Here is a 12,095-nt window from a genome sequence, read left to right as displayed (position 1 = left end):
CGAGCGGTACGAGGCCTCGGTCGTCCACCGTTGCCCGTACCGCTCTTAGACGAACTGTCAGGACCGTAGCGAGGGTCGGGTTACCCGGGGTAGCCGTCGACAGGTTACGTTTCGGTAATATGACTGTCCGGTAGCAAGACCGAACCCTTCGCCGCGACGATCACCTTGTCGCTCGGGGTGTTCAACAGCGGACCATTAGCGGCAGTTCCCGCCAAAACAAGACCCCGTGGTTGCCTGTCGCTAGCGTCCCGAGCCATGAACACCGACCGCACGCGCGGCGCGCAACTCGGCGACCCCGCCCCACAGAGCCACCCCTACGTGCCGCCGCCCGGCACCCACCACTCACCGACCCAGACGGTGACCGCGGGCGACAACAGCAAGATCACGCAGAAGAACACCTCGCTGAAGTTCTCGATCCCGGTCGTCGGACCCCTGCTCAGCCTGGCGTACACCCATCCGCTGGCGGCCGGTCTCATGGCCGTCGTGCTCGTCGGGGGAGGGGGCGCGGCGGTGAGCGCGGCCCTGCCCGACTCCTCGCCCGCGCCGTCGACCTCGCTCGTGCGCGGCTTCGTCATGGAACGCTCGGACGGCGGGAAGGGCGCCGTCGGCTACGACTTCACGCACTCGCCGCCCGTGGTCGCCGACTCCGGCACGGACGCCCTCTATGTCCAGAGCGGGTTCCTGATGTCCACCAACGGCAAGCTGGCCTCGTGGAGTTCGTCCGAGGTGCCCACGGCCGAGGGCTGCCGCAAGGCCGTCGCGGAGCACCCGACGCGTGAGGCCGCCGTGTCCGTCACGTACGTGATGTGCTACCTCGACCGCAACGGCGACCCCGGCTACATCTCCGTCACCGGCGCCGACGACAAGTCGGTCACGATCGACACCGCCCACCTGGGCTGATCCGGGCGAAGGGGCCGGCCCCCCTCGCCCGGGCCGACCGGCCCACCGCCCGACGGACACGTCCACGGGTGTGGTTGACTGCCTCCGTGCTGCACGAGTCGGACTTCCGCACCACGGACCTGCCGGTGGGCGCCCGGTTCGAGGCGTGGACGGAGCGCATGGGCCGGACCCACGCCCCTATGCGCCTCGACAGCGACCGCACCGCGGACTACCGGGGCCACCAACGCGTGATCGGGCTGGGCGACGTGACCCTGTGGCCGGCGACCTTCGACCAACTGGTCTTCCGCAGGACGCCGAAGCTCATCCGCCAGTCCGACCCCGAGTCCTACCACCTCTCCCTCCTGCTGAAGGGTGAGGGAGCCGCCGACTGGGGCAGGCAGCGCAGCGCCTACCGGGTCCATGACTTCCACACCAACTCCTCTTCGCGGGCAGGGGAGATATTCACCGGCTCCGACCCCGTCACCATCGTGGGCGTCGAGGTTCCCCGCGCCCTCGTGGCCGTGCCCGCGGGCCGCGCGGACCGTGTCCTGGGCAGCCTCATCTCGGGGCGGGAGGGAATCGGCGCCCTGCTGGCGCAGTTCCTTCTGCAGGTGGTCTCGGACACCACCGTCTACGAGCCCTCCGACGCGCCCCGGCTGGGCACGGTCGTCACGGACCTGGTCACGGCCGCCTTCGCGCACGCCGTCGACGCCGACCTCAGGCTCCCGCCGGAGACGCACAGCCGCACGCTCACCCTCCGCGTCAAGGCGTTCATCCGCCGCCATCTCGACGACCCCGATCTCACCCCCGCCGGTATCGCCGCCGCGCACCACATCTCCCGCAGCTACCTGTACCGCCTGTTCCAGACCGAAGGCCTCACGGTCGCCTCCTACATCCGCGACCAGCGACTGGCCAACGCCCGTCGCGAACTCCTCGATCCCCGCCTGCGCGCCCTGCCGATCCGCGCCGTCGCCGCCCGCTGGGGCTTCCCGCGCGCCGCCGAGTTCACCCGGGCCTTCCGCACCGCCTACGGCCTGCCGCCGAGCGAACTGCGCGAACAGGCACTCGTCGAGACCCACGACGCCGCCTCGCCCCGCGGCACGGTGGACGCTGTGCCAAGCGGTCGTGGACGTTCCGCCAACGACACACCGGGCGTCTCTCCCGCATCCTGGTGATCACCGCGGCATCCGCCCGCGCCGTCTCGCCGTGCCAGGACCACAGGGGAGTCCTGGCACGGCACGGGCAGAGCGTCGCCCCTGTCGCACACCGTCGGCCGGCCCTCGTCGCCCGCCCGGTCGTCCGCGGATTGATCGAGTGGTGACGGTTCGGCGGCGGGCGTACCGTCGAACGGTGGACCCGACCGTGGACGGAACCGTTCACCGACCTCTCCCCAGGGCCCGCCTCCGCGCGGGCGACATGTCATGAGCAGCGTTCCGCAGCCCACCTCAGCACCCCGGACCACCGCCCGACAGGACGGCGGGGGAAAGGCGATGGCGCTGCTGGTGATCGCCTCGTGTCAGCTGATGGTGGTCCTGGACATCACCATCGTGAACATCGCCCTGCCGGACATCCAGCGCTCCCTGGACTTCTCCACCACGAGCCTGGCCTGGGTGGTCAACGCCTACACGCTCACCTTCGGCGGACTGCTGCTGCTCGGCGGCCGAACCGGCGACATCCTGGGCCGGCGGCGGATGTTCGTCTGCGGAGTGCTGCTCTTCGTGCTCGCCTCCCTGCTCGGCGGACTCGCCCAGAACGAAGGCCAACTCCTCGCCGCACGCGCCCTGCAGGGCGTCGGCGGCGCCATCGCGTCCCCTACCGCGCTCTCCCTGGTCAGCACGACATTCCGTGAAGGCCCCGAACGCAACCGCGCCTTCGGGGTGTTCGCGGCCGTCTCGGCAGGCGGCGGCGCGATCGGGCTGCTCGCGGGCGGCATCCTCGTCGAGTATCTGAACTGGCGCTGGGTGCTCTTCGTCAACGTCCCCATCGGGCTGCTCATCGCGCTGGCGACACCGCGCTACATCAAGGAGTCCGAACGCCACCCCGGCCACTTCGACATCGCCGGCGCGCTGACCTCCACCGTGGGCATGGTGCTGCTGGTGTACGGGTTCATCAGAGCGGCCCAGGAGGGGTGGCGGGACCCCTTGACCGTCGCGTCGTTCGCCGCGGCGGTCGTCGTCCTCGCACTGTTCGTCCTGGTGGAGCGGCGTTCCAGGCAACCGATCACGCCGCTGCACATGTTCGCCGACCGCAACCGGGCGGGCACGTACGGCATCATGCTGTGTCTGGCCGCCGCGATCTTCGGCATGTTCTTCTTCCTCACGCTCTTCGTGCAGAACGTGCTCGGCTTCAGTCCGCTCGCCGCCGGGTTCGCCTTCCTGCCGGTCAGCGCGGTGATCGCGGTCGGCGCCGGGCTGGCCTCACGGTTTCTGCCCAGGTTCGGACCCAAGCCCTTCATGGTGGGGGGCGCGGTCCTGGCGGCGGGCGGCCTGTCCTGGCTGACCCTGACGGACGTGGACTCCACCTACGCGGGCAGCGTCCTCGGGCCGATGCTCGTCTTCAGCCTCGGCATGGGCATGGAGTTCGTCTCCCTCACTCTGATGGCGCTCTCCAACGTCTCCTCCCGGGAGACCGGTGCGGCGTCCGGACTCCTCAACGCCACCCAGCAGGTGGGCGGTTCGCTCGGTCTGTCCATCCTGGTCACCATGTACGGCACGGCCAGCCGCAACGAGGCGGACAAGCAGATCCCCGACTTCCTGGCGCAGGCGACCCCCGCCGAGCGTCTGCGCTTCCGGCGCACAGGCCTGCTCCCCGCGCCCTGGTCCGACGAGATCCTCACCGCGGGCGTCACGGCGGCCTTCGTCATGGCGGCCATCTTCACCGTGCTGGCCGCGCTGATCGCGGTCCTGGTGATCCAGGTCCGCCCCTCGGACCTGGAACGCCTCAAGGGCGGCTCGCCCCCCGGCGGCGTCTGACCGCCGGTCCGCGCGCTCACCCGCCGGTCGTCCGCCTGCCCCGCCGGGCCTACTCGCGCCGCCGCAGGGGTTTGCCGCCGGAGTGAGGGGCAACGCGATGTCCATGACTGAACCGAACAGGAAGACGAACGAAGAGTCCGAAGCGAAGCAGGCGACCGCCGCCAAGGCCCGCCGCTCCGCTGCCAAGGCCACCGCCCCGGCCTCCCAGGCCGCGAAGAGCGCCGCCACCAGCACGACCGGCGCCGCCTCCGCCGCCAAGAACGGAGTCGAGCGTTCGGCCGAGGCGACGAGCGGCGCCGTGCAGAGCGCGGCACAGGGCGCCGTGCGGGGCGTCGAGGCGAGCCGCCAGGCGATCGTCGCGACCTCGGGTCAGGTCGCCGCGACCGCCAAGACGGCGTGGACGGTCATCGCCCACCGGAAGCTGGTCGCCGCCGGCGCGGCCGCCGGCCTCTCCGCGCTGACCGCCGCCTCGTACGCCGTGGGTCGCCGTTCCGGCCGTCACCCGCACGGACCGATCACCCGGCTCACCGGCGGCCGGATCTGACCCTGCGGTCGCCTCGGCAGGACGGCCCCCGGCGCACCCGCGTCGGGGGCCGGGCCGTGCCGGGCGCCGTGGCGTGCCGACAGGCGTGCCGCGCCCGCAGCGCTCGCCCCACCGCCGATTCACCGCGAGGCGTCGCGTCCCTCGACCGCTCGTCCAACACGCTTGTGCCAACGGCGTTCTGACGATCTTTCATCCGGTGCGAGGGTGAGGGCGGCACGCGGGCACGCCGTCTTTCGGGCCGGGCGGGCTGCCGAAACGACTGCCGGGCCTGCCCTCGCGTCCACTTTCGCCGCGACGATCCAGACCATCGGCCGACTGTGCCCCCGCCCCCGTCCCGGCACCGTGGAGGCATGGAGGCAACCGATCGGATCACTCGGGCCGGGTTCCTGGCCGCGATGGCGGCGGTGGGCGCCACGGGCGTACTCGGACCGGCGGGGCGGGCACACGCCGAGGGCCGCCGGCGCGGGCTGCGGCACCGCGGCGTCGTCTACACCGTAGGGGAGGGCGAGACCCCGGCCACGGGCTGGAACGCCCACCGGATGCGGGCGGACATCCGCGCCATCCGCCACCGGCTGCACGCCGACACCGTCGACGTCACCGGCGACGGAGTCGAACGCCTGACGGCGACCGCGGCGGAGGCGGCCGAACAGGGCCTGCACGTGTGGCTGCAGCCCACGCTCGGGGACGTCCCGGCGCGCGACATCCTCGAACACCTCGCGGAGACCGGCCGGTTCGCGCAACGGCTGCGCAGACAGGGCGCGAGCGTCGACCTCAGCGTGGGCTGCGAGTTCTGGCTGTTCGTGCCCGGCATCGTGCCGGGGGACACGGTGCTGGAGCGGGTGCGCAACCTGATGAACGGGCACTATGACCCCGTGGTCTTCCAGCGCCGCCTCAAGGAGTTCACGGCCCGCGCGGCCAGGACCGCCCGGTCCGTCTTCGACGGCCGGCTCGGCTACGCCGCCGCGCAGGACGACGAGGTCGACTGGTCGCTCTTCGACATCGTCGGCATCGACTACTACTCCTTCTTCCACCGCCCCGCCGATCACAGGACGGAACTGCGCAGGTACCTGCGCCGGGGCAAGCCCCTCGCCATCACCGAGTTCGGCACCTGCGCCTACCTGGGCGCGCCGGAGACCGCGGGAATGGGCTGGGACGTGGTCGACCACGACAAGGACCCCGAGGAGATCAAGGGCCACCTGGTGCGCAGCGAGCGCACCCAGGCCGACTACATCAGCGCGCTCCTGAACGTCTTCGAGTCGATGGGGCTGTACGCGGCGATGGCCTTCGAGTTCGTCACCCCGGACGCCCCGCACCGCCCCGGCGATCCCCGGCACGACCTCGACCTGGCTTCCTACGCCGTCACCAGGACCATCCAGAAACACCCGGGCCATCCGGAGTCCGGCTGGCACTGGGAACCCAAGCAGGCCTTCCACGCCCTGGCCCGCCACTACGCCGGCCACGCGGCGGACCGGCGCCCCGGGTGACGGGGGCTCGGCGGACGGCGGACGGCCGGAGCGGCCGGACGGGCTGAACAGGACGCCGGGCCGGGGTGGTTGTCCGGCGGACACGGCGGTCGCCACCTTGCCGAAGTGGATCACTTCGCACGCTCGTGGACAGCGTTGCGCACGGCGGTCGGCGAACTCTGCGACGAGGACGGGGAAAGGCCGTCCGGGTGTGCCGGCCGGCTGGTGCGGGACCCGGTGTGCCACCTGGTCATCGACGCCCAGGACGTCCTGATCACGCTGGTCACCCCCGTCGACGCCGAACCGACGGTGGACTGTGTCACCTACTGGAACCTCGTCGAGCCGCCCACCGGGGAGGATCCGCTGGACGCGCTGATCCCCGGCTGGCCGCAGCCTACGGGCAACCCGGCTTGCTCCGCTTCCACTTCGACGACGTCGGCGCCGCCGCCGACCGCGCCGCCGAACTCGCCGACCGGGGCACGCGGGTCGGCACCCGCGACGACGTCCTGACCGCGGGGGACCACCTGTCGGCGTACGTCATGGAAGGGACGCTCCACCACCTCGACCTGATCGCGCACCTGCCCGCCGCGGCGGAACCGCCCGCCGAGACGCTCGCGGCCGCCCGCGCCTCGCTGGAGCGGATCGCCGGGGCGCGGATCCCGGCGTCGTCCTCCGACGCGGACGCCCTGCGCGTCGGGACCGGACGACGCGCTCCGACGGACGCCGAGCAGGCCGCGCTGGGGGAACTCGCCGCGGGAATCCTCTTCCTGCTCGGCTGAGCACGGGTCACGGCGGCGCAGGGGCATGGGGCGGCCCGTTGCGGTTACTCCGATGACATGGCACCGAGAGCGAATTCCCACGACGGCCGCGCCCCTGCTCCGGCGTCCGGCCGGGAGCAGACGGCGGGACCGGACGAGCAGGTGGAACGGCAGGAGCCGGACGAGCCGGCACAGTTGCCGAGGCGGTCCTGGTGGGCCGTCCTGAAGGGCACCGTACGGGAGTTCCAGGACGACGAGCTCACGGACCGCGCCGCGGCACTGACGTACTACGGCGTCCTGTCGCTGTTCCCGGCCCTGCTGGTCCTGGTGTCCCTGCTGGGCGTGGCGGGCAAGTCGGCGACCGACGAGGTCCTGGACAACCTCCGCAAGGTGACGCCGGGGTCCGCCCGGGACGTCATCAGCGACGCCGTGCAGCAGTTGCAGGGCCGGGGCGGCGTCGGCTCCGTGATGGCGGTCGTCGGACTCGTGCTCGCGGTGTGGTCGGCCTCCGGCTACACCGCCGCCTTCATCCGCAGCGCCAACGCGGTGTACGACATTGCGGAGGGACGGCCGGTGTGGAAGGTGCTGCCGATCCGCGTGGGCGTGACGGTGGTGCTGCTGGTGCTCGCGGTCGTCAGCGCGCTGATCGTGGTCTTCACGGGTGGACTGGCCCGTCAGGCGGGCGCCGCGCTCGGCGTCGGGGACACGGCGCTGACCGTGTGGTCGATCGCCAAGTGGCCGGTCCTGGTCGTGCTGGTCACGATCATGATCGGCATCCTGTACTGGGCGGCGCCGAACGTACGCGGCCGGGGGTTCCGGTGGATCACCCCCGGCAGCGTCGTGGCGCTGTTCATCTGGCTGGTCGCGTCGGCCGGTTTCGCGTTCTACGTGGCCAACTTCGCCTCGTACAACAAGACCTACGGCGCGGTCGCCGGCGTGATCGTGTTCCTGGTGTGGCTGTGGATCAGCAACATCGCGATCCTGCTGGGCCTGGAGTTCGACGCCGAGATGGCCCGGCAGCGCGCCGTGGCGGGGGGCCTTCCGGAGGGCGAGGAACCCTACGTCCGGCCACGGGACACCCGCGCGTGGAGCGAGGAGGACAGGCGCCGGGCGGAGGAGACGCCGACCGGCGCGGGCGGCGGCGCTCAGCGCACCGGGAAGCCGAACGAGTAGCCCTGCTGCTTCAGCCACGGAAGGATCTCGCGCAGGGCGGCCACGGTCTCGGACCGGTCGCCGCCCGCGTCGTGGAAGAGGATGGTCGGACCGTTGCCGACCTCGCGCTTGACGGTGGCGACTATGGCGGCGGAGCCCGGCTTCTCGAAATCCTTGGTGTCGACGTTCCAGCCGAGCGGTCGCATCCCGCGGGAGGCGGCGAGATCGCGGCTGTAGGGGGTGAAGGCACCGCCCGGCGCCCGGTAGTACACCGGCCGGACGCCTCCGGAGGCCTCGGTGATCATGCGCTCGGCGTCCAGGATCTGCTGGGACTGGTACGCCTCGGGCTTCTTGTCCATCCCGGTGTCGTGCGACACGGTGTGGTCGCACAGCCGGTGTCCGTCCGCCACCACCGCCTTGACCAGGTCCGGGTGGGCCTCGGCCTGCGTGCCCACCATACAGAACGTCGCCTTCACGCCGTTCTCCCGCAGCACCTTCAGCACCTGAGGCGTCCACGTGGGGTCCGGTCCGTCGTCCACGGTGATGTTGACGCCCCGGGCGCCGTGGTCGGAGGCGTGGGCGATGTCCACCGACACCTTCGCCGCGGCCGAGCCGGGGCTGCCCGGGGACGGGCTCGCCGACACGCCCGCTCCTGCCTGCGCGCCGGAGGCGGGACCGGCCTGCGCGGTCCACACCGAGGTGACGGCCGCCACTGTCGTCACCCCGATCGCCGCCGCGAATACCCGGCCGTACCAACCCCGCCCGCCATGCCGCGCCATGTCTGCCCTGTCCTCGTCGTGTCCGTGTGTCCCGTGCAGTTGTCAGGACGGCGAAAGGACGCGGCGGGATCCGCCTGTTACCGATTGCGGACACTTCCGCGGGAGTTCAGGGACGTACGAGGGGCGTACGGCGACGCGGCGGCGCGGGACGTCGCCCCGACGAGGCCCGATGTCGAGGTGTGAACGCGCCGCCGCGTCCCGGGGGTCGGCCCCTTTCCGGACGTCACCAGGTGTGCGCGACGTCCACCACGAGGTGGTCGGCCTGGCGCAGCACCCTGAAGGGCAGACGTGCGCGCACGCCGAGCCCGAACTGCGTGACGCCCTCGAAGCTTCCGCCGTAGCGGGTGTCCCGGAAGGTGCGGTACCCGGTGAGGTTCACCCCCGGCAGGGGCTGGGCGACCCGTCCCGGGTAGGTGGAGGCGCCGGTGTCGACGTCGTAGGCGGGGGCGTCGACCCGGACCTCCAGGATCGCGCCGCCGCCGACGGGGATGGGGCGGCCCGAGCCGTCCTGGTAGAGCTGGTCGACGTAGCCGACGGAGAAGCCGAGCCGGTCGGCGCTCGCGCCGGGCACGTCGATGACGAACCGGTCGTAGCAGTCGTGGCGGCCGGTGCGCACGTTCGTCACCGGCCTGGTGGTGGAGGCGAGGTACGTCTCGCCCAGGCTGCCCCAGCCGGTGGGGCAGACGACGGCGGCGGTGCGTGCGGCGGCGGTGGGCGCGGCCACGGCGGGAGCCACGGACGCGCCGAGCGTTGCGGTGAGAAGGGCGGTGGTGGCCCAGACGGTTCTGCTGCGCATCATGGTCTCCCCCGAGGGGTGTGCGTGTCGGACATCTACTGAGACAACCGGAACGCCCCGTAGGTTGCACGGCTTTTCGCCTCGGGGGGCCCGAACGTGTCCGTGCCCCCGGCCGCCGACATCGGCCGGGGACACGGACGTCCGGGGGTCAGCGCGCGGTCAGCTTCCAGAGGTGGTCCGCTGTGCCGTTGTCGGTCCACTGCAGGACCTGCGCGCCGGACGAGGTGCTCATGCCGTTGACGCCCAGCAGGAGCCCGCTGTTGTAGTTGGCGATCTTGTAGTAGCCGTCGCGGGCCGGGACGACCTGCCAGAGGTGGTCGGCGGTGTTGTTGTCGCCCCAGATCAGTGCGGCGCCGCCGGCGGCGGTGCTCATCCTGTCGATGCCCAGGAGCAGTCCGCTCTTCTGGTTGACGATCTTGTACAGGCCCGAACCGGCGGCCGTCAGCGTCCAGTTCTGGTCCGTGCCGGTGGTGGAGGCCGACTGGACGACCGCGGTGCCCTGGGCGGTGCCCGCGTTCTGCGTGTCCAGCGCGAGGCCGCTGTTCCTGTTGGTGATCTGGTAGCGGCCGGCCAGGGAGGTGCTCGTGCCGGTCGGGGTGATCACCAGGTGGTAGCCGTCGGAGGCGTTCATGGTGACGGGCACGGTGATCGAGCCGTTGCTCACGGTGTAGTCGGCGTCGGAGACGGTGATCGGGCCGGGGGAGGCGGTGGTGCGGCCGGTGTGCGGGCTGTACTCCAGCTTCACGTGGACGGCGCCGCCGAACGCCGCAAGCGCGGAGAGGCCGTTCACGGTCACGGCGCAGGAGCCGGTGCAGCCGCCGGCGACGACGCTGATCTGGTTGCCGGCGCCGTTCAGGGAGGCGAGACCGTCGATGCCGGTCTGGGCGGGAGGCGTGGTGACGAGCATGTTCCCCGTCATGTCGCCGTACCACTTGTACGTGAACCAGGCGCCGTTGGGGGAGCCGCCGGTGTCGACGAGGGTGTCGCCGAGAGTGCCGTAGTGGTTCCAGAAGGCGAGCTCCGCATCGCGCACCCCGGCCCGCTCGAACTTGGCGGCGTAGCCGATGAGGGCTCCGGAGTCGCCCATCTCGTCAGGGGTGCCGTACTCCTCGATCGCGATCGGGCGCGGGCTGATGCCGAGGCTCGACTCCAGCGAGCGGTATGCGGCGACATGGGCGGCGATGCCGGCACTGCCCTGCAGCTCGTGCCAGGCGATGACGTCGGGGACCGTGCCGCTCGCCTTGGCGGCGGTGAGGAAGGAGCTCATCGAGGACTGGTTCCAGGAGGAGTGGCTGGGTCCCTGGATGGGCGTCCTGCCGTCCTTGGCGCGGACCTCCTTGTAGGTGCGCGCCCAACCGGCGTCGAACGCACCGGCCTTCGCGGTGTCCCAGGTCCAGTCGGGCTCGTTCCACAGCTCGTACGCGCTGACGTTCGCGGTGCCCGAGGACTGCACGGAGGCGACCTGCCTGTCGACGGCGGCCAGCCAGTCGGTCCAGCTCACCCACTTGTAGGGGAAGTTCGGGTACCAGTCCGGCATCCGTACGACGACCTTGGCGCCGGCGCGGGCCGCCTTCGGCGCGACGACCAGGGCGTCCCCGGCCGGCCTGGGCTCGCCGTTGGGCAGCTGGGAACCGCCCGGGGCCATCTGCACGAAGGTGTTCGGCTTGAGGGCGCTGACCCGGCTGTCGGCGGGGGTGGCGTCGTCCGCGAGGCCGTAGAGGCTGCCGGTGGCGACATGGGTGACCGGACGCAGGGTCCGGCCGGCGTCGACCACCAGCGTGGTGGCGGCGGTGGGCGCCGCCTGGGCCGGGGCGGCGGTGGTCAGCGCGGCGGCGGACAGCGCGGCCACGGCGACGGTGACGGTGAGGCGTGCGGGCAGGGGCGCTCTGGTGCGGCTCATGGAGGGAGTTCTCCTCACGGAGGGAGGGAAGGGGGAGGTGGTGTCAGTCCTTGACCGCGCCGGCGGTGACGCCCGCGGCCACGTAACGCTGGGCCAGGACCAGCAGGACCGCTGCGGGGACGGATGCGACGACGGCGGTGGCCATGATCGCGTTCCACTCCTGGTTGTTGTTGCCGATGTACTTGTAGATGCCGAGGGTGATCGGCCTGAGGTCGCCGCCGCCGTCCAGGGTCGTGGCGAAGACGAAGTCGGACCAGGCCCACAGGAACGAGAAGAGCGAGACGGTGACGACGGCGTTGCGGCTGACCGGCAGCACCACCGACCAGAAGGTGCGCAGGGACCCGGCCCCGTCGATGCGCGCGGCGGAGAGGAGTTCGCCGGGGATGCCCGACATGAACGCGGTGAAGATCATGACGCCGAACGGCACGGCGATGGTCGAGTCCGCGATGATCAGTCCCCACCAGGAGTCGAGCAGACCGAGGTCGAGGAAGACGCCGTAGAACCCCATCGCCATCACGATGCCGGGGATCATCTGCGCGACGAGCAGGAACAGACCGAGGGCCCCGCCGCCGGGCGGCCGCAGCTTCGCCAGCGCGTAGCCGGCCGGGGCGGCGAGCACCAGGGTGAGGACGACCGTGCCCAGGCCGATGAGGAGACTGGTGCCCAGATAGGGAAGCTGGTCGTCGAGGACGGCGCGGTAGCCCTCGAAGGTGGGGTGCAGCGGGAACAGGTCGGGCGGGGTCCTGCGCATGTCCTGCTGCGGGGTGAGGGACACGTTCAGCATCCAGTACACCGGGAACAGCATCACCGCGGTCAGGACCAGCCCGATGACGGTGTGACGGCGGGACGATC

General features: G+C 71.7%; 10 protein-coding genes and 1 pseudogene. 7 read left to right on the top strand and 4 right to left on the bottom strand.

What is annotated here, in order from left to right; genetic code table 11:
- Positions 1-255 precede the first annotated feature (255 nt).
- From Sri02f_RS25225 to Sri02f_RS25195, 7 genes and pseudogenes are all read left to right on the top strand, one after another.
- Entirely contained in the window at positions 256-900 is a 645-nt protein-coding gene (locus tag Sri02f_RS25225) for a hypothetical protein (RefSeq protein WP_109003585.1), read from the top strand.
- Positions 901-986: 86 nt separating this feature from the next.
- Positions 987-2,054, top strand: coding sequence for a helix-turn-helix domain-containing protein (locus Sri02f_RS25220; protein ID WP_109003584.1), 1,068 nt, complete (start codon positions 987-989; stop codon positions 2,052-2,054).
- Positions 2,055-2,300: 246 nt separating this feature from the next.
- Positions 2,301-3,851 (top strand): MFS transporter, encoded by a 1,551-nt coding sequence (locus Sri02f_RS25215; protein ID WP_245970784.1) that lies wholly within the window; start codon positions 2,301-2,303, stop codon positions 3,849-3,851.
- 97 nt (positions 3,852-3,948) lie between these two features.
- Positions 3,949-4,395: a hypothetical protein gene (locus Sri02f_RS25210; protein WP_109003582.1), complete on the top strand. Its 447-nt coding sequence runs from the start codon at positions 3,949-3,951 to the stop codon at positions 4,393-4,395.
- Between the two features lie 350 nt (positions 4,396-4,745).
- Positions 4,746-5,879: a glycoside hydrolase family 113 protein gene (locus Sri02f_RS25205; RefSeq protein WP_109003581.1), complete on the top strand. Its 1,134-nt coding sequence runs from the start codon at positions 4,746-4,748 to the stop codon at positions 5,877-5,879.
- 105 nt (positions 5,880-5,984) lie between these two features.
- Positions 5,985-6,637, top strand: a pseudogene (locus tag Sri02f_RS25200) (maleylpyruvate isomerase N-terminal domain-containing protein).
- A gap of 57 nt (positions 6,638-6,694) precedes the next feature.
- A complete protein-coding gene (locus Sri02f_RS25195; RefSeq protein WP_109003580.1) occupies positions 6,695-7,789 on the top strand; it encodes a YihY/virulence factor BrkB family protein in 1,095 nt (364 codons plus the stop codon).
- Here the strand turns inward: Sri02f_RS25195 and Sri02f_RS25190 are convergent.
- From Sri02f_RS25190 to Sri02f_RS25175, 4 genes are all read right to left on the bottom strand, one after another.
- Positions 7,762-8,547 (bottom strand): polysaccharide deacetylase family protein, encoded by a 786-nt coding sequence (locus tag Sri02f_RS25190; protein ID WP_109003579.1) that lies wholly within the window; start codon positions 8,545-8,547, stop codon positions 7,762-7,764. The two genes, Sri02f_RS25195 and Sri02f_RS25190, sit on opposite strands and share 28 nt — an antisense overlap.
- A 223-nt stretch (positions 8,548-8,770) precedes the next feature.
- Entirely contained in the window at positions 8,771-9,346 is a 576-nt protein-coding gene (locus Sri02f_RS25185) for an AMIN-like domain-containing (lipo)protein (RefSeq protein ID WP_109003578.1), read from the bottom strand.
- A gap of 145 nt (positions 9,347-9,491) precedes the next feature.
- On the bottom strand, positions 9,492-11,243 hold the full coding sequence (locus Sri02f_RS25180; protein WP_109003577.1) for an RICIN domain-containing protein: 1,752 nt from the start codon (positions 11,241-11,243) through the stop codon (positions 9,492-9,494).
- Between the two features lie 43 nt (positions 11,244-11,286).
- Positions 11,287-12,048 carry a carbohydrate ABC transporter permease gene (locus tag Sri02f_RS25175; protein ID WP_109003643.1) on the bottom strand — a complete coding sequence of 254 codons (762 nt, stop codon included), beginning with the start codon at positions 12,046-12,048 and terminating at the stop codon, positions 11,287-11,289.
- Positions 12,049-12,095 lie beyond the last annotated feature (47 nt).

Origin of the sequence: Streptomyces rishiriensis (assembly GCF_003112535.1) — a bacterium.
GTDB lineage: Bacteria > Actinomycetota > Actinomycetes > Streptomycetales > Streptomycetaceae > Streptomyces > Streptomyces rishiriensis.
The sequence above is the reverse complement of the archived record's forward strand: the minus strand, read 5'-3'. Positions and strand labels throughout refer to the sequence as shown.

Excerpts from the sequence above, each read along its gene's own strand:
- Sri02f_RS25225 (WP_109003585.1), top strand. The coding sequence starts at position 256 with ATGAACACCGACCGCACGCGCGGCGCGCAACTCGGCGACCCCGCCCCA.
- Sri02f_RS25215 (WP_245970784.1), top strand. The coding sequence starts at position 2,301 with ATGAGCAGCGTTCCGCAGCCCACCTCAGCACCCCGGACCACCGCCCGA.
- Sri02f_RS25210 (WP_109003582.1), top strand. The coding sequence starts at position 3,949 with ATGTCCATGACTGAACCGAACAGGAAGACGAACGAAGAGTCCGAAGCG.
- Sri02f_RS25205 (WP_109003581.1), top strand. The coding sequence starts at position 4,746 with ATGGAGGCAACCGATCGGATCACTCGGGCCGGGTTCCTGGCCGCGATG.
- Sri02f_RS25195 (WP_109003580.1), top strand. The coding sequence starts at position 6,695 with ATGGCACCGAGAGCGAATTCCCACGACGGCCGCGCCCCTGCTCCGGCG.
- Sri02f_RS25190 (WP_109003579.1), bottom strand. The coding sequence starts at position 8,547 with ATGGCGCGGCATGGCGGGCGGGGTTGGTACGGCCGGGTATTCGCGGCG.
- Sri02f_RS25185 (WP_109003578.1), bottom strand. The coding sequence starts at position 9,346 with ATGATGCGCAGCAGAACCGTCTGGGCCACCACCGCCCTTCTCACCGCA.
- Sri02f_RS25180 (WP_109003577.1), bottom strand. The coding sequence starts at position 11,243 with ATGAGCCGCACCAGAGCGCCCCTGCCCGCACGCCTCACCGTCACCGTC.
- Sri02f_RS25175 (WP_109003643.1), bottom strand. The coding sequence starts at position 12,048 with ATGCTGTTCCCGGTGTACTGGATGCTGAACGTGTCCCTCACCCCGCAG.